At 35.4% G+C, this 2474-nt stretch carries 2 protein-coding genes; both read left to right on the top strand.

Annotation, left to right across the window (positions count from 1 at the left end):
- Positions 1-2000, top strand: a 2000-nt coding sequence (locus AC2JBO_RS44515; protein ID WP_496960012.1) for a caspase family protein, incomplete at its 5' end; no start/stop codon positions are given.
- A 54-nt stretch (positions 2001-2054) separates the two neighbouring features.
- The coding region (locus tag AC2JBO_RS44510; protein WP_496960011.1) for a hypothetical protein at positions 2055-2474 on the top strand (420 nt) is incomplete at its 3' end.

The following is a 2474-nucleotide window of genomic DNA, read 5'->3' as shown; positions in this document are numbered from 1 at the left end:
TAATTAACAGTGACGATAAGTTATACATTAGAAAATTAATTAATCACCAAGCTACTCGTCAAGCAATTATAGATAGTTTTCGCGAACATCTATGTCAAGCTACAAGCACTGATGTTGCACTCTTTTACTTTAGTGGTCATGGTTCGCAGGAAGAAGCAGCAGAAATATTTTGGCATATTGAACCTGACCATTTGAACGAAACACTTGTTTGTTGGGATAGTCGTACTGATCATATTTGGGATTTGGCAGATAAGGAATTATCTTGGTTAGCTAGCGAAATCTCCCAAAGTCATCCCCATTTTATTGTAATTCTCGATTGCTGCCATTCCGGAGGCGCCTTCCGCAGTCATCAGCAACATATAGGTACACGTTCTGTTACACCAAACTTAGCAAAACGACCACTATCAAGTTTTATTTTCGCCGATAAATTAAATCTTTCCAATTGGCAATCACTATCAAAAGACTATATTCTACTTGCAGCTTGTCGAGATACCGAAGAAGCTAGAGAACACTATAGTCAGAAAAGAGGAGTGTTTTCATACTTCTTACTCGATAGCTTACAGCGTCATGGTAATTTAACTTATCGCCAAGCTTTAAAGCGTACAAATGCATTGGTTAAAAGTTTTTACCCAACACAGTCACCTCAAATTGAAACCACTAACTCTAGTTTACTCGACCAACCTTTCTTTGGAGGCGCCATTAATCCTGTTTCTTATTTTACTGCGAGTTATGACAGCGCCAACGGTTGGAATATAGACGGGGGAGCAGTACATGGAATTGCTACATCTCAAAGAATAAGATTAGCACTTTTTCCAACTGGGGTCAAAAACATTCGTAATTTACAAGATGCTGTAGCTGTGGCAGATGTTGTAGAAGTTCTACCACAACTTAGTAAAATTAATATAGCAGGAGAAGGGCAACCATTAGACCCGCAGTTAATATACAAAGCTATAGTTATTAGTCCGTATTTATCGAATTTAAACGTTTATTTAGAAGGTGCAGAAATTGGTGTTAACTTCGCACGTCAGGCAATTCAACAAGCTTGTTTTGGAGAAACTTCACTATATATAAATGAAGTAGACACTGACTGTGATGCAGATTATTACTTACAAGCTATATCTGGACAATACCGAATTTTTCGGAAAAGCGATAATCAAGAGCTAATGCCTCCAATTCCTGATTATAATGTTGAAAGCGCGAGTTTAGTAATTCGCTCGTTAGAACATATCGCCCGCTGGATGAATATTGCCACATTATCAAATCCGGATAATAGTGAGATTCAGGGTGCTATTTTAATGCAAGTTTATCAAGAATCAGAAATATCAGATTATCAGATAAACTTAGAATATAAAGACTGGTTACAACCACCGCTAATTAGAATCAAGTTAACTAATATCAGTGATAAAGCTGTTTATTGTGCTTTACTTAATCTCACCGAACTTTTTGCAATTATAGCAATTTCTTTTGGATGTAGTCCAGGTGTTTGGTTAGAACCCTGTCAAGAAGTATGGGTTCAAGAAGGTAAATACTTTCCAATCACAATTCCTCAACATCTTTTACAACAAGGAGTTACAGTATATAAAGATATTTTAAAACTACTTGTCAGTACCAGTGAATTTGATGCTAGATTATTAGAGCAACCTAGTATCGACGAAAACCAAAAAAGAAGTTATAACGTGCGTAATTATTGGTATGATATACATCAAGTTATATCGCGTGCAATTACCTTTCAACCAGAAACGAAAGCTCCTCAAGCTTTAAATAGTTGGGCAACGCAAGAAATATTAATATTAACGTCGATTCCTAATTTATTAAGTAATAATGAAGAATTTTATCCAAAAACTAAAAGATTACTATTGACTGGTAAATTAAGTCTAATTGGTATTTTATCACTAGCTTCCCTTTTTATAGTTCTCGGATTTGTTGCTCTCAAAAAAACGCGCGAGGATAAGTTATATCAACCTACTATTTCAAGTTTAATAGTTAAGTTACCTTATTAGACACAGAGTTCACAGAGTAAATACTTATGTTTATTTAAAGATGAACATCCTGTTTTGGTGACTCCAACTCCAAAAAATGTACTTCCAACAGTTTTAACACCAGTATCAATACAACCAAAAATGAATACAGAACCTTTGATTCCTTGGTTAGTAAGTTCTCAAGATAAGCGTATCAAACTACAAGCGCTTGTTGCAACTGTATTAATAGCTGCTACTGCTTATGTGGGAATACGGGAAACAACTATTGTCGCAAAACGAGATAATTCGTATAAAGCAATATTAGCAGCGCAAGAAGTACAAAATGATGAAGCTGTTCTCAAAGCATCGAAGGATTTCTTTCAAAATCAATCTTTTCTTGCCAAAGATGAACGTATTCCACAAATAGCTCAAATTTATCAGGAGTCTTTAGTGCGTTGGTTTTCACAACAGAATAAAGCGGACATTAATCAAGATAAGCAGGAATATATAGACCTG

The organism is Calothrix sp. CBUCES-K 9914 (assembly GCF_059640475.1).
Note: the sequence above shows the minus strand (reverse complement) of the source record. Positions and strands in the feature narration are given on the sequence as shown.